Consider the following 21,303-nt stretch of genomic DNA (forward strand, 5'->3'; position numbering starts at 1 on the left):
GGCTCCGTGCCAATCGCCGGATTTCGTGGGAAACGCCGGAAAAATGGGCTCGTTGCGCTGCACAATAGCGAGGTTTTAGAATTATCGCTTCAATTGTTGTTCATTTTCTAGGCAAATGAACAACAAGGGAGCAGTCGCGGTTGCCGCCGCTGCGGAAATTAGTGCCCGTTGCGCGCCAGCCATGCCTCGGCACCGCGCAGGTCGATGCCGAACGGCGCGCCAAAAGCGAACAGTTCGTCGCGCTTCATGCGGCCGTCCAGCACCTCGCCGATGGCATAGAGGGTCAGCGAGCGCGTGCCGCTGCGGCAGTGGGCGAGCACCGGGCCGCCCGCTTCGGCGAGCACGGCCTGCACGGCGCGCACATCCTGCTCGGTGATCGACGGGCCCGTGACGGGAACATGCGCATAACGCAGGCCTGCGGCGGCGGCCGCGGCGGCTTCCTCGTCTGAGCTCGGCTGGCTCGCTTCCTCGCCATCGGGTCGATTGTTGATCACGGCCTTAAAGCCCTGGTCGGCGAGGGTGGCAAAATCCTGCAGCGCGATCTGGCCGGCCACGAAGAAATCGTCGTTGATCTGGATGAGAGCGGTCATGAAGGAGTCCCGACTGGATGGCTTGATGCGAGCTTACTCCGGCCGGGTAAACGAACAAGCTTGCCCGATGCGGATCGGCCGCTGACGACAGGGGCTGGTTGTCGCAGGTTCGTGCGGCCGAATGAAGATGCTGATTGCGGCCCGGGGCCGGCCCATCCAAAGTTACACGCTGGAAGGCAGCCTGCGGGCGCGACGAGGGATGAGCGGGAACAGCATGTTGGAGCTATTGACGCCGGCAGAGATGGCGGAGGCCGACCGCCTGACGATCGCGGCCGGGACGCCGGGCATTGTGCTCATGGAAGTCGCAGGACGCGCCGTAGCCGATGCCGTCGCCGGCTGGCATGTCGAGACGCCGGTCGTGGTCGTCTGCGGGCCGGGCAATAATGGCGGCGACGGCTTCGTCGCGGCGCGCCTCCTGGTCGAGCGCGGCTACCGCGTTCAACTCGGCCTGCTCGGATCGAGCGATCGGCTGAAGGGCGACGCCGCTTTGGCCGCGGCGGGTTGGCGCGGCGGCATCCTCCCCGTCGGTGCTCTCGATTTCGCCGGCGCCGGCGTGATCATCGATGCGCTGTTCGGCGCCGGCCTGGACCGGGTGGTCGCTGGCGAGGCGGCGGAAGCGATCGCCGCCATCAATGCCTCGACGGCGCATGTGGTCGCCGTCGACCTGCCGAGCGGTATCCAGGGCGAGACTGGGCAGGTGATGGGCGTTGCGGTCCGGGCCGATGAAACCGTGACGTTCTTCCTGCCGAAGCCCGGCCAAGTGCTGATGCCGGGCAGGGCGCATGTCGGGCGCCTGACGGTCGCTGACATCGGCATATCGCGTCGGGTCCTGAAAGAGATTCGGCCACGCGCGCTACGGAATCGGCCGCGACTGTGGTTGCCGGCCATGCCGGCGCCGAAGGTCGATGGCCATAAATATGACAGGGGGCACGCCGTCATCGTCTCGGGCGGCATGACGCAGACTGGCGCCGCGCGGCTGGCGGCACGCGCGGCCCTTCGCGCCGGGGCAGGGCTGGTGACGCTCGCCTCACCGCCGGACGCGCTGGCCGTCAATGCCGCCCATCTGACGGCGATCATGCTGAAGCGGATCGAGGGAGGCGAGGGGCTCGCCGCTCTTCTCGCCGATACGCGCTTGAACAGCGTCGGCCTCGGTCCTGGCCTCGGTCCTGTCGAAGTCGCGCGCCCGCTCGTCGAGGCGGCGCTCCGATCCGAAGCGGCCGTGGTGATCGACGCGGATGGCCTTTCGGCGTTTCACGACGCGTCGGAGCACCTTTTCGCCGAGATCCGGTCGAGAAGCGCCCCCGTTGTGCTGACGCCGCATGACGGCGAGTTCGCGCGGCTGTTTCCCGATCTCGCGGCGCTGCCCGGCAAGCTTGATCGCGCCCGGCAAGCGGCGGCTCGCTCCGGCGCCATCGTGCTGTTGAAGGGCGCCGACACGACAGTGGCCGATCCCGAAGGCCGCGCCGCCATCGCCGACAACGCGCCACCCTATCTGGCGACCGCCGGATCCGGCGATGTTCTGGCCGGGATGATCGTCGGATTGCTGGCCGAGCGGATGCCGGCGTTCGAGGCGACGGCGGCCTCGATCTGGCTGCATGGCGATGCCGGAGCGGTTTTGGGGCGCGGATTGATCGCGGAAGACCTCGCCGACGCGCTTCCCCGTGTGTTCACGCGGCTTTTCGTTTGACCGAGCGGATTCGGATGCTATAGAGGCGCCACCTTGGCCGGAGCCTAGCCGCGACCGGTTATTGCGGGCGTGGTGGAATTGGTAGACACGCTGGATTTAGGTTCCAGTGGCTTGCGCCGTGGGGGTTCAAGTCCCTCCGCCCGCACCAACGCCCGGAATAAGCCGTGAATGCAGCCGGGCGAGACGCCAAAGAACCGATCGGAACAAGACAGAAAGCGCTGAACATGCAGGTGACCGAGACCCTCTCAGAGGGGCTGAAGCGTGAACTCAAGATCGTGGTACCGGCGACCGAGCTCGACAGCCGCCTTTCGGCGCGTCTGGAAGAGATGAAGGGCCAGGTCCAGCTCAAGGGCTTCCGTCCAGGCAAAGTGCCGGTTGCGCATCTGCGCCGGATCTACGGCAAGTCGGCCATGGCTGAGATCGTTCAGAACATCCTGAACGAGAACGCCCGCAAGACGCTTGAAGAGCGCGGCGAGCGTGCAGCCCTGCAGCCGAGCTTCGAGCTTCCCGAGGACGAGGCCGACGCCGGCCAGGTGCTCGATGGCAAGAAGGATCTCGCCTACACGATGTCCTACGAAGTTCTGCCGAAGTTCGAAGTCGGCGAGCTCAACGGCATCAAGATCGAGCGTCCGGTTGCAGAAGTCTCCGACGAGGAAGTCGAGACCGAGCTCAAGCGGCTGGCGCGCGATTCGGCTGAGTTCCAGCCCAAGGATGGCGCGGCTGCCGATGGCGACCGTCTGACCATTTCCTACCTCGGCAAGATCGACGGTGTGCCGTTCGACGGCGGTGCCGACGACAACGCCTTCGTCACGCTCGGCTCGGGCCGGTTCATCCCCGGCTTCGAAGAGCAGCTCGCTGGCGCCAAGGCCGGTGAAGAGCGCGTCCTGAACGTGACCTTCCCCGAGGCGTATGGCGCGGCTCAGCTCGCCGGCAAGGCCGCCACCTTCGACGTCGTCGTCAAGGAAGTTTCGGCTCCGGTCGAAGCGGCGATCGACGACGAGTGGGCCAAGAAGTTCGGCATCGAATCGCTCGACGAACTGAAGGCGACGATGCGCCAGCAGCTCGAGAACCAGCTCGGCGCCGCGACCCGCACCAAGGTCAAGCGCCAGCTGCTCGACAAGCTCGACGAGAAGCATGCCTTCGAGCTGCCGCCGACGATGGTTGAGCAGGAGTTCCAGAACGTCTGGAACCAGGTCACCCAGGATCTGCAGCGTTCGGGCCGCAGCTTTGCCGACGAGGACACGACGGAAGAAGCCGCCAAGGCTGACTACCGCAAGATCGCCGAGCGCCGCGTGCGCCTCGGTCTCGTCCTCTCGGAAATCGGCGAGAAGAACTCGATCCAGGTCACCGACGAGGAAGTGCAGCGCGCTCTCGTCGACCGGATCCGCCAGTTCCCCGGCCAGGAAAAGCAGGTCTACGACTTCTACCGCGAGAATCCGGACGCGCTGGCCAGCCTGCGCGCGCCGATCTTCGAGGAGAAGGTCGTCGACTACCTGCTCGGCCTCGCGGAGATCACCGACAAGCCGGTTTCTCGCGAAGAGCTGATGAAGGACGACGAGGAAGAAGCGAAGGCCTGATCGGCCTCCGCGCGCTTTCCTGACGGGCCGAAACCCGTCCGAACTGACAACCGATGTCCCGGCGCAGGCCGGGGCATCGGGCACGCCGGCGGAACGGCTAAGGCACTACCAAACCGATGGATCCTGGCCTGGCCGGGATGACGATCTGCGAAAGGGCTTGCCGCCACCCCTTTCGAACGCAGACGGCGTACCATATGTATGGGCCTTCGTGCCCCGGGAATCGGTCGTTCCGAGTGAGGTCGGGCCGGGGCATCTCAGGTAATCGTGGCAGTCCACTGCGCCGAAGGAAGATCATGAAGGATCCTATCGACCTCTATATGAACACGCTGGTGCCGATGGTGGTCGAGCAGACCAATCGCGGCGAGCGTGCCTACGACATTTATTCGCGTCTGCTGAAGGAGCGGATCATCTTCGTCACGGGTCCTGTCGAGGACTATATGGCGACGCTGATCACCGCCCAGCTTCTCTTTCTCGAGGCCGAGAACCCGAAGAAAGAGATCGCGATGTACATCAACTCGCCGGGCGGTGTCGTCTCGTCGGGTATGGCGATCTATGACACGATGCAGTTCATCCGGCCTGCCGTTTCGACGCTCTGCGTCGGCCAGGCTGCCTCGATGGGCTCGCTGCTGCTGACGGCCGGCGAGAAGGGCATGCGCTTCGCGCTGCCGAACGCCCGCGTCATGGTGCATCAGCCTTCGGGCGGCTATCAGGGCCAGGTGACCGACATCCTGATCCATGCGCGCGAAGTCGAGAGCCTGCGCAAGCGGCTCAATGAGATCTACGTGCACCATACCGGCCAGGACATGAAGACCGTTGAAGACGCGCTCGAGCGCGACAACTTCATGGTTGCCGAGAAGGCCGTCGAGTTCGGCCTGATCGATCAGGTCCTGACGAGCCGCGAGGCCCTCGAAGCGATCAAGAAGGACTGATCGCTTCGTTCCGGATAACGCTCCCGAAGCTGGGTCGGCTGTACGGCAGCCGACCGCGACATTAAGTATATATTGATCATGTCGCGCATAGCATGATTGGATTGCACTCCTCGGATTGCGTCCGTCGGCAGGGGCATCAGGGTCCGAATTTTCGATCGCCGGTCAGACCGACATCGAGCCGGACGAGACATCGAATAAGTCGTTTGGAGGTCCCGAGCCTGAACGACAGCGAGGTAGACGGATGAGCAAAGTCAGCGGAAGCGACACCAAGAATACGCTCTATTGCTCGTTTTGCGGCAAGAGCCAGCATGAGGTGCGCAAGCTGATCGCAGGCCCGACCGTATTCATCTGCGATGAATGCGTCGAGCTCTGCATGGACATCATTCGCGAGGAATCGAAGTCCTCGCTGGTGAAATCGCGCGACGGCGTCCCGACGCCGCTCGAGATTTGCGCTGTCCTCGACGACTATGTGATCGGCCAGCGTCACGCCAAGCGCGTGCTCTCGGTCGCCGTTCACAACCATTACAAGCGGCTGAACCACGCGGCGAAGAACAACGACGTCGAGCTGGCCAAGTCCAACATCCTGCTGATCGGCCCGACCGGTTGCGGCAAGACGCTGCTCGCGCAGACGCTGGCCCGCATCCTCGACGTGCCCTTCACCATGGCGGATGCGACGACGCTCACCGAAGCCGGCTATGTCGGCGAGGATGTCGAGAACATCATCCTGAAGCTGCTGCAGTCGGCCGACTACAATGTCGAGCGGGCGCAGCGCGGCATCGTCTACATCGACGAGGTCGACAAGATCTCCCGCAAGTCCGACAACCCGTCGATCACCCGCGATGTGTCGGGTGAGGGCGTGCAGCAGGCCCTGCTGAAGATCATGGAGGGCACGGTTGCCTCCGTGCCGCCGCAGGGTGGCCGCAAGCACCCGCAGCAGGAGTTCCTGCAGGTCGACACGACGAACATCCTGTTCATCTGTGGCGGCGCCTTCGCGGGACTCGAGAAGATCATCTCGGATCGCGGACGGTCGACCTCGATCGGCTTCGCCGCCCGCGTCTCGGCGCCGGAAGATCGTCGCACCGGTGAGCTGTTCCGTAATGTCGAGCCCGAGGATCTTCTGAAGTTCGGCCTGATCCCGGAATTCGTCGGCCGTCTGCCGGTGCTGGCGACGCTCGAGGATCTCGACGAGCCGGCGCTGATCACGATCCTGACCGAGCCGAAGAACGCTCTGGTCAAGCAGTATCAGCGCCTGTTCGAGATGGAGAATGTCGAGCTGACGTTCCACCCGGACGCGCTCTCGGCCATCGCCAAGAAGGCCATCGAGCGCAAGACCGGCGCCCGCGGCCTGCGCTCGATCATGGAAGCGATCCTGCTCGAGACGATGTTCGACCTGCCCGGCCTCGACGGCGTGCAGGAAGTCGTCATCTCGGCCGAGGTCGTCGACGGTTCGGCCCGTCCGCTCTACATCTATGCGGAACGCCAGGATGAGGCGGTTGCCAACACCAGCGCCTGAGGGTGAGGGCAGCGACAAAGTTCAAGCGGCGGGGCATGTCCCCGCCGTTTTTGTGTCTGCGACAGGTGCGGCATCGCCGGTTCGCAGATCGATTGCCCCGACGCGGCGCCGTTTCGGCCTGACGGGCCGGCGGAAGCGGCGGCTTCGGCAAAAACTCCCGGCAAGAGCCTGATTGCAGTGCGGTGTACAACTTGACACCCCGATGGTGCGACGCCACCTAATGGTCAACGCGTCGGAAGACGTTCAGACCCCTGAGTCGATCCACCGGCCGTCTCCCCTCTTGCCGTTGGTTCATCTCCCAAGCCGTACGGTGCCAATCCGGGCCGGAACGGTTCGAAAGGAATGCCTCATGACAGCTGATACCAAGCGTTCGATCGGCCTCGAAGCAGGCGACGAACTCTATCCGGTTCTGCCGCTGCGTGACATCGTCGTATTCCCGCACATGATCGTGCCGCTGTTTGTCGGGCGAGAGAAATCCATCCGTGCGCTGGAAGAGGTGATGCGGGCGGACAAGCAAATTCTCCTGGCGACCCAGCAGAATGCCAGCGACGACGATCCGGCTCCGGAAGCGATCTTCCCGGTCGGCACGCTCGCGAGCGTTCTCCAGCTCCTGAAGCTGCCGGACGGAACCGTCAAGGTTCTGGTCGAGGGCATCGCGCGCGCCGAGATCCAGCGCTACACCGACCACGAGGCCTATTACGAGGCCTATGCCAGCGTCCTGGACGATGATTTCGGCGACAAGGTCGAGGTCGAGGCGCTGTCGCGCTCGGTCGTCACTGAGTTCGAGAACTATGTGAAGCTCAACAAGAAGGTCTCGCCCGAGGTCGTCGGCGCGGTGACGCAGATCGACGACTATTCGAAGCTCGCCGACACGGTCGCCTCGCACCTCGCCATCAAGATCCCCGAGAAGCAGGCGATCCTCGCACTGCCGACCGTCGCCGGTCGTCTGGAGCGCGTGCTCGGCCTGATGGAGAGCGAGATCTCCGTCCTGCAGGTGGAGAAGCGCATCCGCTCCCGCGTCAAGCGGCAGATGGAGAAGACGCAGCGCGAGTACTACCTCAACGAGCAGATGAAGGCGATCCAGAAGGAACTGGGCGACCAGGAGGACGGCAAGGACGAACTCGCCGAACTCGAGGAGCGCATCGCCAAGACCAAGCTGTCGAAGGAAGCCAACGAGAAGGCGATGGGCGAGCTGAAGAAGCTGCGCCAGATGTCGCCGATGTCGGCTGAGGCGACGGTGGTCCGCAACTATCTCGATTGGCTGCTCGGCATTCCGTGGGGCAAGCGCTCCAAGGTCAAGCACGACCTGCGTTTCGCGCAGGAGGTGCTCGATGCCGATCACTACAGCCTGGACAAGGTCAAGGACCGGATCATCGAGTATCTGGCCGTGCAGAGCCGCGCCAACACGCTGAAGGGGCCGATTCTCTGCCTCGTCGGCCCTCCGGGCGTCGGCAAGACCTCGCTCGCCCGTTCGATCGCCAAGGCGACCGGCCGTGAATATGTCCGCATGTCGCTCGGCGGCGTGCGCGACGAGGCCGAGATCCGTGGCCACCGGCGCACCTATATCGGCTCGATGCCCGGCAAGGTCATCCAGTCGATGAAGAAGGCGAAGAAGTCCAACCCGCTCTTCCTGCTCGACGAGATCGACAAGATGGGCCAGGACTTCCGTGGCGATCCGTCGTCGGCGCTGCTCGAGGTGCTGGATCCGGAACAGAACAGCACGTTCAACGATCATTACCTCGAGGTCGATTACGACCTGTCGAACGTGATGTTCGTGACGACGGCGAACACGCTGAACATCCCCGGCCCGTTGATGGACCGTATGGAGATCATCCGGATCGCCGGATACACCGAGGATGAGAAGCTCGCCATCGCCCGCAACCACCTTCTGCCGAAGGTCGTGAAGAACCACGGCCTGAACGACAAGGAGTTCTCGCTGGACGACGAGGCACTGCGTTTTGTCATCCGTCGCTACACGCGGGAAGCCGGCGTCCGGAGTCTCGAGCGCGAGTTGGCCACGTTGGCCCGCAAGGCGGTCAAAGACATCCTGCTCAAGAAGGTGAAGTCGGTCGTCGTCGACGAGAAGGTCGTCGAGGAGTATCTCGGTGTGCCGCACTATCGCTATGGCGAGGCCGAGCTCGAGGACCAGGTCGGTGTCGTGACGGGTCTCGCCTGGACGGAAGTCGGCGGCGAGATCCTGACCATCGAAGGCGTCATGATGCCCGGCAAGGGCCGCATGACCGTCACCGGCAATCTGCGGGACGTGATGAAGGAATCGATCTCGGCGGCGGCGTCCTATGTCCGCTCCCGCGCGGTTGATTTCGGCATCGAGCCGCCGCTGTTCGACCGGCGCGACATCCACGTGCACGTGCCGGAAGGCGCGACGCCCAAGGATGGCCCGTCGGCCGGTATCGCGATGGTGACGGCGATCGTCTCGACGATGACGGGCATCGCGGTCCGCAAGGATGTCGCCATGACGGGCGAGATCACGCTGCGGGGTCGCGTGTTGCCGATCGGCGGTCTGAAGGAGAAGCTGCTCGCGGCGCTGCGCGCCGGGATCAAGACGGTGATGATTCCCGAGGACAATGCGAAGGATCTCGCCGAGATCCCGGACAACGTGAAGAACGGCCTCGAGATCATTCCGGTCGCCCGGATGGACGACGTGCTAGCCCATGCTCTGGTTCGCAAGCCGGAGCCCATCACATGGGACGAAAGCAAGGTCGTGGTCGATAAATCGGCCGCTGCCGAGGACGAGGCTGCGGCGGCTCTGACGGCTCACTAAGGGGCAGAATCCCGCGAAAAATCGAACGCCCGCCGCACTGGCGGGCGTTTTTGTATCGAAATTCGCTGAATTATCAGCCAAAAGCGCAGAATCCTGCCAGTTTCTCTTGCCATCAGCGCTATTTTCAGTGATTTCTCGCGCTCGGTCGGGTCATGCGAATCGTCCCGGCTCAAGACCTGAGAAAGGATCATCCATGGCTAACAAGAACGATCTCATCGCTGCCGTCGCCGAGCGTACCGGCATGTCCAAGGCCGCCGCTGCCGAGGCTGTCGACGCAACGTTCGACGTGATCACGGCTGCCCTGAAGTCGGGTGACGAAGTCAAGATCATCGGTTTTGGTAATTTCAGCGTAGCTGCCCGCGCCGCCAGCGAGGGCCGTAATCCGCGTACCGGCGAGACGATCCAGATCGCCGCTTCCAAGACGCCGAAGTTCAAGGCCGGCAAGGGCCTGAAGGACGCCGTCAACTAAGCCATCATCAGGCTTGTTGGGTTTCGACGGCCTTGCGCTCAACGGCGCGAGGCCGTTTTATTTTGTCCGTGTCGTGGACGACGCGCTTAGGGCCTTGAAAGACGGGGCGACTTTCGCCTACACGTCTCGGCGCCGGAAGATTCTCCGGGCGGTTAGCTCAGTTGGTAGAGCGCCTCGTTTACACCGAGGATGTCGGGAGTTCGAGTCTCTCACCGCCCACCATCCTGCCGTCGCGCAAGGCCGCCCACGGGCCGCCAGCGCTTCTCCAGTCTCCCTGCACGCCAATCCCTGAAACTTGCTTCCTCGCGTCTGCGCTGGCTCTTTGCCGGCTGTGGTCTCAGCGCCTACACGGCTAGTCGATTGCGATGTCGGATGCAGGAAGGGGAGGGATTTGCGGGAGATCGGCGCATCCCCGGCGGCAAGTTCGGTTTTCCACAATGGCACCGGATCGCGTGCTTGACTTGGATAGGGCGGTACCGTACTTCAGCGCTCAACACGACGCGGCGAAGAGCTGCGACGGCCTCGAAAGAGGACCCCAGCGGGGGTGTAGCTCAGTTGGTTAGAGCGCCGGCCTGTCACGCCGGAGGTCGCGGGTTCGAGCCCCGTCACTCCCGCCATTCTTTCCCATGCAGGTGACCTTGTCACGAACTGCATGGAACCGCGCACCGCAGCGATATGCCGACTTGTCGGTTCGCCGGTACGCAAGCACGATGCGGCTTCATGCGGCATCGCCCGAAAGGGACACCCGCGGGGGTGTAGCTCAGTTGGTTAGAGCGCCGGCCTGTCACGCCGGAGGTCGCGGGTTCGAGCCCCGTCACTCCCGCCATTTTTTCCCAGAATACACATTTGTAGTTGGGGCGCCTTAGGCGCCCTCGCCATCACTCGATGCGCGTCGTCCAGGCTCGCGCAGTTCGACGAGGCGCGCGGCCTGTGGTTTCGTGTCCGGTTGGCTAAGCGCTGCTCCAGGCGCGCCTCTCAGGGGCCTCCCTGGCGGTGCGGACGGCGGCAGGGTTGTATATGGCGCTTGAGCAGCCTGTCGGCCTCCTGGGCCGTCCTGGGCCCTTCAGGCTGCCATTGAGGGTGCCGCCTGGCCGGCGTCGCTGGGGGTAGGGTGCCGGAGATCCCAGCCGGACGTCTCTATGGCCCTGGCGCCGCCCCGGTTCGCGCTGCCGTATCGCGCTCCGATCCGTCACCACCACCCGCTACCCCCGGGGGCATGCCGCCCGTCGGCAAGGCTCCCTCAGGTTGAACGTCCGTGTTGTGTCCGTCGGGACCGTCGTTCCGGGCCGAATACTGTTGCTGCGGCGCAGCGACAGAAAGATTAGATCGGTCCGTGTGATAAGTTTATCCTCTGACTGCTGGCGTCGGTCACGAATGATTCGCGGTCGGTCGTCCTTTCAGGAGGTTCTTATGGAGACTCTACTGCCTCTGATCATTCAGGTGGTTGCCGGCCTGATTGGTGGAAACGCGGCGGGTTCGGCGCTCAAGGAAAAAAGCCTCGGAACGACCGGCAACTCCATTGCAGGCGGCATTGGCGGCCTCATTCTCGGGCAGATCCTGCAGGCCGTGATGGGCGGCGGCGCTCCCGATGCCGGCGCGGCGATGGCTGGCATGGATCTCGGCAAGATCATCACCGACGTGGTCGGTGGCGGTGCTGGTGGCGCCATCCTGACGGCGATTGTCGGCATGCTGAAGAATCAAGCCTCCGGCGCTCGCTAGCGGCCGCCGGCGGCGCCGCGGGGGGCTGGCCCGGCGGCACCTAGCACCTGCAGTGGGGGCGATTCGCCCCCATTTTCCTGTGAATTTATTCCGGGTCCGAGGATTCTCGTTTTCCGAGGCGGGCCGGGGACTTTGGCCCGTTTCGACGGGACATCTCGCCGCACAGCAAATTGCTTTCATTCTTCCAGTTCTAATTTTTGCCCGTTTCCCGCCGTGATTGGCGTTTTCGGGGCGTAGCCGCGCTATTCGGCGCTTGGCTCGGGGCTTGCCACGCCTGTTCGCCTCCGCTAAGCCTCGCCTCATGTTTCGACCGCCGCCCTGGCGGATCGCCGTGTTTTCACGGCCGGCCGATATCTTAGTCGAGTGAAACGCTTGGCGGCCATTTTGCGCCGCACCATCGTAGCGCGGCGGCGCGGCTGCGAATGATGGAGCAACGGAGCCGGACCATGGAAGACCTGTTGCGCGAATACCTGCCGATCCTCGTGTTCCTCGGGATTGCTCTGGTCATCGGGCTTGCGCTGTTGATCTCGCCCTTCCTGGTCGCCTACCGCAATCCGGATCCCGAGAAGCTTTCCGCCTATGAGTGCGGTTTCAACGCCTTCGATGATGCGCGCATGAAGTTTGACGTGCGGTTCTACCTCGTCGCGATCCTGTTCATCATCTTCGATCTCGAAGTCGCGTTTCTCTTCCCCTGGGCCGTCGTGTTCGGCGACCTCGGCTGGTACGGTTTCTGGTCGATGATGATTTTCCTGGCCGTTCTGACCATCGGCTTCATCTATGAATGGAAGAAGGGAGCGCTCGAATGGGATTGAGCGGAACCTCCGGCACCCAGGTCGCAGAGCGGCCGAAGGGGCTTGTGGATGCGTCGGGCCGGCCGATTGGGCACTCCGACCCCTTCTTCATGGAGGTCAATAACGAGCTGGCCGACAAGGGTTTCTTTGTCGCCGCCACTTCGGACCTGATCACCTGGGCCCGTACCGGCTCCTTGATGTGGATGCAGTTCGGCCTCGCCTGCTGCGCCGTCGAGATGATGCAGGTCGCGATGCCGCGCTATGACGCCGAGCGCTTCGGCTTCGCGCCGCGCGCCTCGCCGCGCCAGTCCGACGTGATGATCGTCGCCGGCACGCTGACCAACAAGATGGCCCCCGCGCTCCGCAAGGTCTACGACCAGATGCCGGAGCCCCGCTACGTCATCTCGATGGGCAGCTGCGCCAATGGCGGCGGCTACTATCACTATTCCTATTCCGTGGTGAGGGGCTGCGATCGCGTCGTCCCGGTCGACATCTATGTCCCGGGGTGCCCGCCGACGGCGGAAGCGCTGCTCTACGGCGTTCTGCTGCTGCAGAAGAAGATCCGCCGCACCGGCACCATCGAGCGCTGAAGGCACAGCATGGAAGAGACCCTCAATCAGCTCGGGGACTACATTGCCGGCCATCGCGGCGCGGATGTAGTCGGCTGGGAAGTCGCCTATGGCGAACTGAACGTCACCGTTCGGCTGGAATCGATCGCCGATCTGGTTGCCTGGCTCGCCAGCGATCCGAACACCGGCTTCATCAGCCTCATAGATGTCTGCGGTGTCGATTACCCGCAGCGCGAGCTGCGCTTCGATGTCGTCTATCACCTGCTGAGCCCGACGCGGAACCTCCGTATCCGTCTCAAGCTCGAGACCGACGACGTCACGCCGGTGCCGTCGATCACGTCGATCCTTCCCGGCGCCGGTTGGTTCGAGCGCGAAGCCTACGACATGTACGGCATCCTCTTCGTCGGCCATCCGGACCTGCGCCGTCTGCTCACCGATTACGGTTTCGAGGGGCATCCGCTGCGCAAGGACTTCCCGCTGACCGGCTATGTCGAGGTTCGCTACGACGACCAGCAGAAGCGCGTCGTCTATGAGCCCGTGCGTCTGACGCAGGAATTCCGCGACTTCGACTTCCTGTCGCCATGGGAAGGCACCGACTACGTGCTGCCGGGCGACGAGAAGGCCGCCGACGCCCCCAAGACCGAACAAAAGTCGAGCTGAGGCACGAGATGGCAGAAGCCCAGGTTCGTCCATTCAATATCAACTTCGGCCCGGAACACCCGTCCGCGCACGGCGTGCTGCGTCTGGTGCTCGAGCTCGACGGTGAAATCGTCGACCGCGTCGATCCGCATGTCGGCCTGCTGCATCGCGGCACCGAGAAGCTGATCGAGTCGAAGACCTATCTCCAGGCCGTGCCCTATTTCGATCGTCTCGACTATGTCGCGCCGATGAACCAGGAGCATGCCTTCGCGCTCGCGGTCGAGAAGATGCTCGGCATCGATGTGCCGATCCGCGGCCAGCTGATCCGCGTCCTCTACTCCGAGATCGGTCGTATCCTGTCGCACATCCTCAATGTGACGACCTGGGCGTTGGACTGCGGCGCGCTGACGCCGCCGGTCTGGGGCTTCGAGGAACGCGAGTCGCTCATGATCTTCTATGAGCGCGCTTCTGGCTCCCGCATGCATGCGGCCTATGTCCGCCCCGGCGGCGTCCACCAGGACCTGCCCGAGCAGCTGATCCGCGACATCGGCTATTTCTGCGACCATCACGAAAAGCGTCTCGACGATCTCGATCGCCTCGTGACCGGCAACCGCATCTTCAAGCAGCGCAACGTCGATATCGGCGTCGTCACGCAGGAAGAGGCGTGGAAGTGGGGCTATTCGGGCGTCATGGTGCGCAGCGCCGGCGCCGCCTGGGATCTCCGCCGTTCGCAGCCCTACGAGTGCTATTCGCAGCTCGAATTCGACATTCCCGTCGGTGTTCACGGCGACAACTACGATCGCTATCTCGTCCGCATGGCCGAGATGCGCCAGTCGATCCGCATCATGAAGCAGTGCGTGCAGCGCCTGCTGACGACGGAGAAGACCGGTCCGGTCTCCTACACCGACAACAAGATCGTGCCGCCGAAGCGGGGCGAGATGAAGCGCTCGATGGAAGCGCTCATCCATCATTTCAAGCTCTACACCGAGGGCTATCACGTGCCCGCCGGCGAGGTTTACGCGGCCGTCGAGGCGCCGAAGGGCGAGTTCGGCGTCTATCTGGTGGCGGACGGGTCGAACAAGCCGTATCGCTGCAAGATCCGCGCACCCGGTTTCGCGCATCTCCAGTCGATGGACTTCCTGTGCCGGGGCCACATGCTGGCCGACGTCTCCGCGATCCTCGGTTCCATCGATATCGTGTTCGGAGAGGTTGACCGCTGATGTCCGTTCGTCGTCTCGCATCCGAACAGCCGGAAAGCTTCGTCTTCACGCCGGAGAACCTGGCCTGGGCCGAGAAGCAGATCACGAAGTTCCCGGAAGGGAAGCAGGCTTCGGCCGTGATCTCCATTCTCTGGCGCATCCAGGAACAGCAGGGCTGGGTTTCCGAGCCCGCGATCCGTTGGGTCGGCGAGTTCCTCGACATGCCCTATATCCGCGTGCTCGAGGTCGCGACCTTCTACACGATGTTCCTGCTCGCCCCGGTCGGCAAGAAGGCGCATATCCAGGTCTGCGGCACGACGCCATGCATGCTGCGCGGCGCCAACAAGCTGATCGATCTCTGCCGCGAACGCATCCACCCGGAGCCGTTCCACCCCTCCGCCGATGGCATGCTGTCGTGGGAAGAGGTCGAGTGCCTCGGCGCCTGCGTGAACGCTCCGATGGCGCAGATCGTGCCGGATACCTATGAAGACCTGACGGTGGAGAGCCTCGGCAAGCTCCTCGACGACATCGAGGCAGGTCGGCCGATCAAGCCGGGCCCGCAGATCGATCGCCATCATTCGGCACCGGTCGGCGGCTTCAAGGCGCTGACGTCGCCGGAACTCTATGACGGCTCGATGGTCGGGCAGGGCGTCGGCCTCCAGGCAGCGCGCGAGGCGATCGCCGCCCGCGCCGCGGCCGCCGAGGAAGCTGCCCGCGCCGCCGCCGAGCCCAAGCCTGCCGAGACGCCTGCCGCCCCCGCTGTCAAGGCGCAGGCCGAGGCGGACAAGGAAAAGGTTCCCAATCAGGTCAAGCAGAACGTGCCGGCCTCGGACCCCGCGGTCCGGCCGGACGCTGGCAAGAAAGAGTAGAGGGGCGGACGATGCTTTCGGACAAAGACCGCATCTTCACGAATATCTACGGCCACCACGACTGGGGCCTCCAGGGCGCGCTGAAGCGCGGCTCGTGGGATGGCACGAAGACCATTCTCGAGGCCGGTCGCGACTGGATCGTCGACCAGATGAAGGCCTCGGGCCTGCGCGGCCGCGGCGGCGCCGGTTTTCCGACCGGCCTGAAATGGTCGTTCATGCCCAAGCAGAACGACGGCCGTCCGCACTATCTCGTCGTTAACGCCGACGAGTCGGAACCCGGCACCTGCAAGGATCGCGAGATCCTGCGGCATGACCCGCATCACCTCGTCGAAGGCTGCCTGATCGCCGGTTTCGCGATGGGCGCCCACGCTGCCTACATCTATGTTCGCGGCGAGTTCATCCGCGAGCGCGAGCATCTGCAGGCGGCGATCGACCAGGCGTATGAAGCGCGCCTGATCGGCAAGAACAACGTGCATGGCTGGGACATGGACGTCTATGTCGCGCATGGCGCCGGCGCCTATATCTGCGGCGAAGAGACGGCCCTGCTCGAAAGCCTGGAAGGCAAGAAGGGCCAACCGCGCTTGAAGCCGCCTTTCCCGGCGAATGTCGGCCTCTATGGCTGCCCGACGACGGTCAACAACGTCGAGAGTATCGCCGTCGCCCCGACCATCCTGCGTCGTGGTCCGAGCTGGTTCTCGTCGATCGGCCGTCCGAACAATGTCGGCACCAAGCTGTTCGGCATTTCCGGCCATGTGAACACGCCCTGCATCGTCGAAGAGGCGATGGGCATCCCGTTCAAGGAGTTGATCGAGAAGCATGGCGGCGGCATTCGCGGTGGCTGGGACAATCTCAAGGCGATCATCCCCGGTGGCGCATCCTGCCCGATCATCCCGGCCGATCAGTGCGAAGACCTGATCATGGACTTCGACGGCACCCGTGCGGTGAAGTCGAGCTTCGGCACGGCCGGCGTGCTCGTGATGGACAAGTCGACCGACGTCGTCCGCGCCATCACGCGCATCGCCTACTTCTTCAAGCATGAGAGCTGCGGCCAGTGCACGCCGTGCCGCGAGGGCACGGGCTGGATGTGGCGCGTGCTGGAGCGGATGTCGCGCGGCGAAGCCGAAAAGCGTGAAATCGACATGCTGCTGCAGGTCACGACCCAGGTCGAAGGCCACACGATCTGTGCGCTCGGCGATGCCGCCGCATGGCCCATCCAGGGCCTGATCCGGCATTTCCGGCACGAGATCGAGGAGCGCATCGACCTCTATTCCCGCAATCCGAAGCCGGTCGAACGGCAGATGATGGAAGCGGCGGAGTAAACCATGGCCAAGATCATCGTTGACGGCATCGAAGTCGACGTTCCGCCGGAGTACACGCTGCTGCAGGCGGCGGAGGCCGCGGGCGCCGAGGTGCCGCGTTTCTGCTTCCACGAGCGGCTGTCGATCGCCGGCAATTGCCGCATGTGCCTCGTCGAGGTGAAGGGCGGCCCGCCGAAGCCGACGGCCTCCTGCGCCATGAACGTGCGCGACCTGCGTCCGGGCCCGAACGGCGAACCGCCGGTCATGCTCACCAAGTCGCCGATGGTGAAGAAGGCACGCGAAGGCGTGATGGAATTCCTGCTGATCAACCACCCGCTGGATTGCCCGATCTGCGATCAGGGCGGCGAGTGCGATCTGCAGGACCAGGCGATGGCCTATGGCGTCGACAAGAATCGCTTCGCCGAGAACAAGCGCGCCGTCGAAGACAAGCACATCGGCCCGCTGGTGAAGACGTCGATGAACCGCTGCATCCATTGCACGCGTTGCGTCCGCTTCACGACGGAAGTCGCGGGCATCTCCGAGCTGGGCCTGATCGGTCGCGGCGAGGATGCCGAGATCACCACCTATCTCGAGAAGGCGCTGTCTTCCGAGCTGCAGGGCAACGTCATCGACCTTTGCCCGGTCGGCGCGCTGACCTCGAAGCCCTATGCCTTCCAGGCCCGTCCATGGGAACTGGTCAAGACCGAGTCGATCGACGTCATGGACGCCGTCGGTTCGAACATCCGCGTCGACGTGCGCGGCCGCGAAGTCATGCGCGTGCTGCCCCGCCTCAACGAGGCCGTCAACGAGGAGTGGATCTCCGACAAGACGCGCTTCATCTGGGACGGCCTGCGCACGCAGCGCCTCGATCGCCCGTATCTGCGCGTCGATGGTCGTCTGAAGTCCGTGTCGTGGGGCGAGGCCTTCGCGGCGATCGCTGGCAAGGTCAAGGCCACCAGCGGCTCGAAGATCGGCGCCATCTCCGGTGATCTCGCCGCCGTCGAGGAAATCTATGCGCTCAAGGCGCTGATCGGGTCGCTCGGTTCGACCAATCTCGACGCGCGCCAGGACGGCGCCGCGCTCGATCCGTCGCTCGGCCGCGCCAGCTACCTCTTCAACCCGACCATCGCCGGCATCGAGCAGGCCGACGCCATCCTCATCGTGGGCTCGAACCCGCGCAAGGAAGCGTCGCTCGTCAATGCCCGCATCCGCAAGCGGTGGCGGGCTGGCGGCGTCAAGATCGGCGTCGTCGGTGAATCGGTCGACCTGACCTACCCGCACGACTATCTGGGCGCCGGTCCCGAGACGCTGGCCGAAATCGTTGCCGGCAAGGGCGCGTTCGGCGAGATCCTGGCCAATGCCAAGCGGCCGATCGTCATCGTCGGGCAGGGCGCTCTCGCCCGCGAGGACGGCAAGGCCGTGCTCGCCGCCGCGGCGAAGATCGCCTCGGCGCCCGGACGCGACGAGGGCTGGAACGGCCTCGCCGTGCTGCACACCGCCGCCTCGCGCGTCGGCGCGCTCGACATCGGCTTCGTGCCGGGCGAGGGCGGCCTCGACGTTGCAGGCATGCTGGACGCCGCAGGGCAGGGTGCCCTCGACGTGCTCTTCCTGCTCGGCGCAGACGAGATCGACACCAACCGGCTCGGCTCCGCCTTCGTCGTCTACATCGGCACCCATGGCGACGCCGGCGCGCACCGCGCCGACGTCATCCTGCCGGCCGCCGCCTATACCGAGAAGTCGGGCACCTTCGTCAACACCGAGGGCCGCGTTCAGGTCGCCAACCGGGCCGCGTTCCCGCCCGGCGATGCTCGCGAGGACTGGGCGATCCTTCGTGCCCTTTCCGACGTGCTCGGTCACCGGCTGCCGTTCGATTCACTCGGTGAATTGCGGAAGGGGCTCTACGGCGCGCATCCGCATCTTGCCGCCGTCGACAGCGTTCGACCCGCCGGCATCACCGATGTCGCCGCCCTGGCTTCGGCAGGCGGCTCGCTCGGCAAGGCGGCCTTCGCCAATCCGATCCATGATTTCTACCTGACCAACCCGATCGCACGCGCCTCGGCCACCATGGCGGAATGCTCTGCGCTCGCGGCTGGCCAGCTTGCCGCTGCTGCGGAGTGAGGCGGGAATGAACGGCTTCGTCGAAAACTACCTCATCCCCGGCGCGATCATGGTGGGCCAGAGCCTGCTGGTGCTCGTGCTGCTGCTGGTCTTCATCGCCTACGTCCTGCTCGCCGACCGCAAGATCTGGGCGGCCGTGCAGATGCGCCGCGGCCCCAACGTCGTCGGTGCCTTCGGCCTGTTCCAGTCCTTCGCCGATCTGCTCAAGTTCGTGTTGAAGGAGCCGATCATTCCGTCGGGTGCCAACAAGGGCATCTTCCTGCTGGCGCCGCTTGTCACCGTGACGCTGGCGCTCGCCGGCTGGGCCGTGATCCCGTTCAATGCGGGCTGGGTGATCGCCAACCTGAATGTCGGCGTGCTCTATCTGCTGGCGATCTCGTCGCTCGGCGTCTACGGCGTCATCATGGGCGGCTGGGCTTCGAACTCGAAGTACCCGTTCCTGTCGTCGCTGCGCGCCGCCGCCCAGATGGTCTCCTATGAAGTCTCGATCGGCTTCGTGATCGTCACCGTCCTGCTCTGCGTCGGTTCGCTGAACCTGACCGACATCGTCGTGTCGCAGCAGACGGGTCTGGGAACCAAGCTCGGCCTGCCGGGCAGCTTCCTGGACTGGTACTGGCTCGCCCTGCTGCCGATGTTCGTCATCTTCTTCATCTCGGCTCTGGCGGAAACCAATCGCCCGCCCTTCGACCTCGTCGAAGCGGAGTCCGAGCTGGTCGCCGGCTTCATGTCGGAATATGGCTCGACGCCGTACATGATGTTCATGCTCGGCGAGTACGCGTCGATCTGCCTGATGTGCGCGATGACGACGATCCTGTTCCTCGGGGGCTGGTTGCCGCCGGTCGATATCGCACCCTTCAACTGGGTGCCGGGCATCGTCTGGTTCGTCCTCAAGGCGTCGATGGTGTTCTTCATGTTCGCCATGGCGAAGGCCATCGTTCCGCGCTACCGCTACGACCAGCTGATGCGGCTGGGCTGGAAGGTCTTCCTGCCGATCTCGCTTGGCATGGTCGTGCTGGTGGCCGCCGTTCTGCAGACCATGGGATGGGCACCGTGATGCGCCTCGACCAGACCGCCAAGTCGATCTTCCTCGCGGAGTTCGTGTCCGCCTTCTTCCTCGCGATGCGCTATTTCTTTGCCCCGAAGAAGACCGTGAACTACCCGTTCGAGAAGGGCGCCGTCAGCCCGCGCTTCCGTGGCGAGCATGCGCTCCGCCGCTACCCGAACGGGGAAGAGCGCTGCATCGCCTGCAAGCTGTGCGAGGCGATCTGCCCCGCCCAGGCCATCACCATCGAAGCCGGCCCGCGCCGGAACGATGGTACCCGCCGCACGACGCGCTACGACATCGATATGGTGAAGTGCATCTATTGCGGCTTCTGCCAGGAAGCGTGCCCGGTTGACGCCATTGTCGAGGGGCCGAACTTCGAATTCGCGACGGAGACGCGCGAGGAGCTCTACTACGACAAGGAAAAGCTTCTCGCCAACGGCGACCGGTGGGAGCGCGAGATCGCGCAGAATATCAGCATGGACGCGCCTTACCGCTAGGTAGGGAGTGGTTCCGACGCAATTTGGGAGGGATGCCGCGGTGCGCCGCGCTGTCCAAGGGCACGGATCATGATCCTGCATACCATCATTTTCTATCTGTTCTCGGGCATCACCATCGCCTCGGCGCTCATGGTGATCTCGTCGCGCAATCCCGTGCACTCGGTGCTCTTCCTCATCCTCGCCTTTTTCAACGCGGCCGGCCTCTTCGTGATGCTCGGCGCGGAGTTCCTGGCGATGATGCTGGTGGTCGTCTATGTCGGCGCGGTGGCGGTCCTGTTCCTGTTCGTCGTCATGATGCTCGACGTCGACTTCGCCGAGCTGCGGCAGGGCTTCCTGCAGTATCTGCCGATCGGCGCGCTGATCGGCGTCGTGTTGCTGGCGGAGCTGGTGATCGTGCTGAGCGGCTGGGCCTTCGCGCCCGAAGTGCTCGCCAATCCCGTCCAGGCCATTCCGGACATGACCAAGGTCACCAACACGGAAGCGATCGGTCGGCTGCTCTATACCGACTACATCTTCTTCTTCCAGACCGCCGGCTTCGTGCTGCTGGTGGCGATGATCGGCGCGATCGTGCTGACGCTGCGCCACAAGCCGCGGGTCAAGCGGCAGAACATCGCCGAGCAGGTTGGGCGGACGCAGAAGGTTGATCTGCACTCCGTCGAGCCCGGCAAGGGCATCTGAGCGAGAGACGAGGAAAACACCATGGTAATCGGTCTCTCCCACTATCTGACGGTCGCGGCGATCCTGTTCACGATCGGCGTCTTCGGCATCTTCCTCAACCGGAAGAACGTCATCGTCATCCTGATGTCGGTCGAGTTGATCCTGCTTGCGGTCAACCTCAACCTGGTGACCTTCTCGTCCTTCCTCGGGGATCTGGTCGGCCAGATCTTCGCGCTGCTCGTGCTGACGGTGGCGGCCGCTGAGGCTGCGATCGGACTTGCCATCCTCGTCGTCTTCTTCCGAAACCGCGGGTCGATTGCGGTCGAAGACATCAACATGATGAAGGGCTGAGGCC

19 protein-coding genes and 4 tRNA genes are annotated in these 21,303 nt (G+C 64.2%); 22 read left to right on the plus strand and 1 reads right to left on the minus strand.

Annotated elements, in window-relative coordinates; all coding sequences use genetic code 11:
- Positions 1-158 precede the first annotated feature (158 nt).
- Entirely contained in the window at positions 159-590 is a 432-nt protein-coding gene (locus G342_RS0122225; protein ID WP_018185382.1) for a protein tyrosine phosphatase family protein, read from the minus strand.
- 214 nt (positions 591-804) lie between these two features.
- Between G342_RS0122225 and G342_RS0122230 the strand changes: the two genes are divergently transcribed.
- From G342_RS0122230 to nuoK, 22 genes are all read left to right on the plus strand, one after another.
- Entirely contained in the window at positions 805-2,277 is a 1,473-nt protein-coding gene (locus G342_RS0122230) for an NAD(P)H-hydrate dehydratase (protein WP_425402252.1), read from the plus strand.
- A 63-nt stretch (positions 2,278-2,340) separates the two neighbouring features.
- Positions 2,341-2,425 (plus strand) — tRNA-Leu (locus G342_RS0122235).
- 76 nt (positions 2,426-2,501) lie between these two features.
- Complete coding sequence (gene tig, locus G342_RS0122240) at positions 2,502-3,854, plus strand: trigger factor (RefSeq protein ID WP_018185384.1); 1,353 nt, start codon at positions 2,502-2,504, stop codon at positions 3,852-3,854.
- A 293-nt stretch (positions 3,855-4,147) separates the two neighbouring features.
- On the plus strand, positions 4,148-4,783 hold the full coding sequence (locus G342_RS0122245; RefSeq protein WP_018185385.1) for an ATP-dependent Clp protease proteolytic subunit: 636 nt from the start codon (positions 4,148-4,150) through the stop codon (positions 4,781-4,783).
- A 241-nt stretch (positions 4,784-5,024) separates the two neighbouring features.
- Positions 5,025-6,296 carry an ATP-dependent Clp protease ATP-binding subunit ClpX gene (gene clpX / locus G342_RS0122250; protein ID WP_018185386.1) on the plus strand — a complete coding sequence of 424 codons (1,272 nt, stop codon included), beginning with the start codon at positions 5,025-5,027 and terminating at the stop codon, positions 6,294-6,296.
- A 349-nt stretch (positions 6,297-6,645) separates the two neighbouring features.
- On the plus strand, positions 6,646-9,078 hold the full coding sequence (lon, locus tag G342_RS0122255; RefSeq protein ID WP_018185387.1) for an endopeptidase La: 2,433 nt from the start codon (positions 6,646-6,648) through the stop codon (positions 9,076-9,078).
- Positions 9,079-9,271: 193 nt separating this feature from the next.
- Positions 9,272-9,547 carry an HU family DNA-binding protein gene (locus G342_RS0122260; protein ID WP_018185388.1) on the plus strand — a complete coding sequence of 92 codons (276 nt, stop codon included), beginning with the start codon at positions 9,272-9,274 and terminating at the stop codon, positions 9,545-9,547.
- Positions 9,548-9,693: 146 nt separating this feature from the next.
- A tRNA-Val gene (locus G342_RS0122265) sits at positions 9,694-9,769 on the plus strand.
- A gap of 318 nt (positions 9,770-10,087) precedes the next feature.
- Positions 10,088-10,164: transfer RNA gene (locus G342_RS0122270), tRNA-Asp, on the plus strand.
- Positions 10,165-10,296: 132 nt separating this feature from the next.
- Positions 10,297-10,373, plus strand: a tRNA-Asp gene (locus G342_RS0122275).
- Between the two features lie 584 nt (positions 10,374-10,957).
- Positions 10,958-11,266 (plus strand): hypothetical protein, encoded by a 309-nt coding sequence (locus G342_RS0122280; RefSeq protein ID WP_018185389.1) that lies wholly within the window; start codon positions 10,958-10,960, stop codon positions 11,264-11,266.
- Between the two features lie 446 nt (positions 11,267-11,712).
- Complete coding sequence (locus G342_RS0122285; RefSeq protein WP_018185390.1) at positions 11,713-12,078, plus strand: NADH-quinone oxidoreductase subunit A; 366 nt, start codon at positions 11,713-11,715, stop codon at positions 12,076-12,078.
- Entirely contained in the window at positions 12,069-12,647 is a 579-nt protein-coding gene (locus tag G342_RS0122290; protein WP_026304706.1) for a NuoB/complex I 20 kDa subunit family protein, read from the plus strand. Before G342_RS0122285 ends, G342_RS0122290 begins: the two co-directional genes overlap by 10 nt.
- Before the next feature lie 9 nt (positions 12,648-12,656).
- Positions 12,657-13,286: an NADH-quinone oxidoreductase subunit C gene (locus G342_RS0122295; RefSeq protein WP_018185392.1), complete on the plus strand. Its 630-nt coding sequence runs from the start codon at positions 12,657-12,659 to the stop codon at positions 13,284-13,286.
- Between the two features lie 8 nt (positions 13,287-13,294).
- The gene (locus tag G342_RS0122300; RefSeq protein WP_018185393.1) at positions 13,295-14,485 is read left to right on the plus strand and encodes an NADH-quinone oxidoreductase subunit D; all 1,191 of its coding nucleotides are present in this window, start codon (positions 13,295-13,297) and stop codon (positions 14,483-14,485) included.
- On the plus strand, positions 14,485-15,333 hold the full coding sequence (nuoE, locus tag G342_RS25020; RefSeq protein WP_018185394.1) for an NADH-quinone oxidoreductase subunit NuoE: 849 nt from the start codon (positions 14,485-14,487) through the stop codon (positions 15,331-15,333). Before G342_RS0122300 ends, nuoE begins: the two co-directional genes overlap by 1 nt.
- Before the next feature lie 11 nt (positions 15,334-15,344).
- Positions 15,345-16,652 carry an NADH-quinone oxidoreductase subunit NuoF gene (gene nuoF / locus G342_RS0122310; RefSeq protein ID WP_018185395.1) on the plus strand — a complete coding sequence of 436 codons (1,308 nt, stop codon included), beginning with the start codon at positions 15,345-15,347 and terminating at the stop codon, positions 16,650-16,652.
- 3 nt (positions 16,653-16,655) lie between these two features.
- A complete protein-coding gene (gene nuoG / locus G342_RS0122315) occupies positions 16,656-18,749 on the plus strand; it encodes an NADH-quinone oxidoreductase subunit NuoG (protein WP_018185396.1) in 2,094 nt (697 codons plus the stop codon).
- 7 nt (positions 18,750-18,756) lie between these two features.
- Positions 18,757-19,803, plus strand: coding sequence for an NADH-quinone oxidoreductase subunit NuoH (gene nuoH / locus G342_RS0122320; protein WP_018185397.1), 1,047 nt, complete (start codon positions 18,757-18,759; stop codon positions 19,801-19,803).
- Positions 19,803-20,291, plus strand: coding sequence for an NADH-quinone oxidoreductase subunit NuoI (gene nuoI / locus G342_RS0122325; RefSeq protein ID WP_026304707.1), 489 nt, complete (start codon positions 19,803-19,805; stop codon positions 20,289-20,291). The genes nuoH and nuoI overlap by 1 nt, the downstream gene beginning before the upstream one ends.
- 69 nt (positions 20,292-20,360) lie before the next feature.
- Entirely contained in the window at positions 20,361-20,969 is a 609-nt protein-coding gene (locus G342_RS0122330) for an NADH-quinone oxidoreductase subunit J (RefSeq protein ID WP_018185399.1), read from the plus strand.
- Positions 20,970-20,990: 21 nt separating this feature from the next.
- Positions 20,991-21,299 (plus strand): NADH-quinone oxidoreductase subunit NuoK, encoded by a 309-nt coding sequence (gene nuoK / locus G342_RS0122335; protein ID WP_018185400.1) that lies wholly within the window; start codon positions 20,991-20,993, stop codon positions 21,297-21,299.
- Positions 21,300-21,303 lie beyond the last annotated feature (4 nt).

The sequence above is a fragment of the Kaistia granuli DSM 23481 genome (genome assembly GCF_000380505.1).
Taxonomy (GTDB): Bacteria; Pseudomonadota; Alphaproteobacteria; order Rhizobiales; family Kaistiaceae; genus Kaistia; species Kaistia granuli.

What these genes read in the sequence shown, in the direction of transcription:
- nuoI (WP_026304707.1), top strand. Translation starts at nt 19,803, where the DNA reads ATGCGCCTCGACCAGACCGCCAAGTCGATCTTCCTCGCGGAGTTCGTG.
- G342_RS0122260 (WP_018185388.1), top strand. Translation starts at nt 9,272, where the DNA reads ATGGCTAACAAGAACGATCTCATCGCTGCCGTCGCCGAGCGTACCGGC.
- G342_RS0122330 (WP_018185399.1), top strand. Translation starts at nt 20,361, where the DNA reads ATGATCCTGCATACCATCATTTTCTATCTGTTCTCGGGCATCACCATC.
- G342_RS0122225 (WP_018185382.1), bottom strand. Translation starts at nt 590, where the DNA reads ATGACCGCTCTCATCCAGATCAACGACGATTTCTTCGTGGCCGGCCAG.
- G342_RS0122245 (WP_018185385.1), top strand. Translation starts at nt 4,148, where the DNA reads ATGAAGGATCCTATCGACCTCTATATGAACACGCTGGTGCCGATGGTG.
- tig (WP_018185384.1), top strand. Translation starts at nt 2,502, where the DNA reads ATGCAGGTGACCGAGACCCTCTCAGAGGGGCTGAAGCGTGAACTCAAG.
- G342_RS0122230 (WP_425402252.1), top strand. Translation starts at nt 805, where the DNA reads ATGTTGGAGCTATTGACGCCGGCAGAGATGGCGGAGGCCGACCGCCTG.
- lon (WP_018185387.1), top strand. Translation starts at nt 6,646, where the DNA reads ATGACAGCTGATACCAAGCGTTCGATCGGCCTCGAAGCAGGCGACGAA.
- G342_RS0122280 (WP_018185389.1), top strand. Translation starts at nt 10,958, where the DNA reads ATGGAGACTCTACTGCCTCTGATCATTCAGGTGGTTGCCGGCCTGATT.
- nuoH (WP_018185397.1), top strand. Translation starts at nt 18,757, where the DNA reads ATGAACGGCTTCGTCGAAAACTACCTCATCCCCGGCGCGATCATGGTG.
- G342_RS0122290 (WP_026304706.1), top strand. Translation starts at nt 12,069, where the DNA reads ATGGGATTGAGCGGAACCTCCGGCACCCAGGTCGCAGAGCGGCCGAAG.
- nuoF (WP_018185395.1), top strand. Translation starts at nt 15,345, where the DNA reads ATGCTTTCGGACAAAGACCGCATCTTCACGAATATCTACGGCCACCAC.
- nuoE (WP_018185394.1), top strand. Translation starts at nt 14,485, where the DNA reads ATGTCCGTTCGTCGTCTCGCATCCGAACAGCCGGAAAGCTTCGTCTTC.
- nuoK (WP_018185400.1), top strand. Translation starts at nt 20,991, where the DNA reads ATGGTAATCGGTCTCTCCCACTATCTGACGGTCGCGGCGATCCTGTTC.
- G342_RS0122285 (WP_018185390.1), top strand. Translation starts at nt 11,713, where the DNA reads ATGGAAGACCTGTTGCGCGAATACCTGCCGATCCTCGTGTTCCTCGGG.
- nuoG (WP_018185396.1), top strand. Translation starts at nt 16,656, where the DNA reads ATGGCCAAGATCATCGTTGACGGCATCGAAGTCGACGTTCCGCCGGAG.
- clpX (WP_018185386.1), top strand. Translation starts at nt 5,025, where the DNA reads ATGAGCAAAGTCAGCGGAAGCGACACCAAGAATACGCTCTATTGCTCG.
- G342_RS0122295 (WP_018185392.1), top strand. Translation starts at nt 12,657, where the DNA reads ATGGAAGAGACCCTCAATCAGCTCGGGGACTACATTGCCGGCCATCGC.
- G342_RS0122300 (WP_018185393.1), top strand. Translation starts at nt 13,295, where the DNA reads ATGGCAGAAGCCCAGGTTCGTCCATTCAATATCAACTTCGGCCCGGAA.